Origin of the sequence: Mycobacterium intermedium, assembly GCF_002086275.1 — a bacterium.
GTDB classification, from domain to species: Bacteria; Actinomycetota; Actinomycetes; order Mycobacteriales; family Mycobacteriaceae; genus Mycobacterium; species Mycobacterium intermedium.
Map to the genome: position 1 here is coordinate 1 of NZ_MVHT01000268.1, position 776 is coordinate 776.

General features: G+C 60.6%; 2 protein-coding genes. Both read right to left on the minus strand.

The window, feature by feature from the left end; genetic code table 11:
- The coding region (locus tag BST27_RS30610) for a 2,4'-dihydroxyacetophenone dioxygenase family protein (protein ID WP_083148849.1) at positions 1-379 on the minus strand (379 nt) is incomplete at its 3' end.
- Between the two features lie 123 nt (positions 380-502).
- The coding region (locus BST27_RS30615) for a helix-turn-helix domain-containing protein (RefSeq protein ID WP_211285339.1) at positions 503-776 on the minus strand (274 nt) is incomplete at its 5' end.

The following is a 776-nucleotide window of genomic DNA, read 5'->3' on the forward strand; positions in this document are numbered from 1 at the left end:
CCTGCCACAAGATCGTGTTGTTCTCGTCGATGAACAGCAGCTCACCGACGATGAAGAAGAACACCTCGGTGTCTTCCATGCTCTCCGGGGTGTGCCTGGAACCGGAAACCTCATAGACGGTGTCGCCACCGCGGGATACCCAGTTGTTTTCCTGATAGCGCCACGCCCCCTTCACGGTGTGTCCGACCACGATGCCCGTGTGATAGTGCGGGGCCAACTCCAGGCCGGCGGGAAACTTCATCGACACGACGATCTCGCCACGGACCGGGTCGACCTTCCAATACTTCAGGAACACCTGGTCGCTCAACGGGGTGAACGGGATCCAGGGGTTGTCGGCGCCGCTCATGTAGTTGACGTCGAGTTCTTGCAGCGTTTGCATCGGGGTTTCCTTGCTTCGTGATGGACTGGTGGCCAGCTGGCCAACTGACGAAGACGGTAGGGCCGGGCGCCGCGTATTCCTTGGGTTGCGACACCAAGGTTGGTTTCCTGGTTTGTACTCAGGTCACAGTGCGTGCGAGCGGGGCGATGCCTCCGCGACGAGCCCCGGCAGCAGGGGTAGCAATAACAGCGCCATGGCCAGATCGAGCGTGTCGGTGTCAATGCTGCGGCCGAGAATCATCTGAGCCTGATCGACACGGTAACTAATAGTGTTGGGGTGCACGGTAAGTCGCTTCGCGGCCCGTGACCTACTGCGGTTCTCCTGCAGATACACCGACAACGTCATGGCTACCCGGTAGGTTGCCTCGTCGTCGGCGGCCAGCGGACCTAGTACCCGA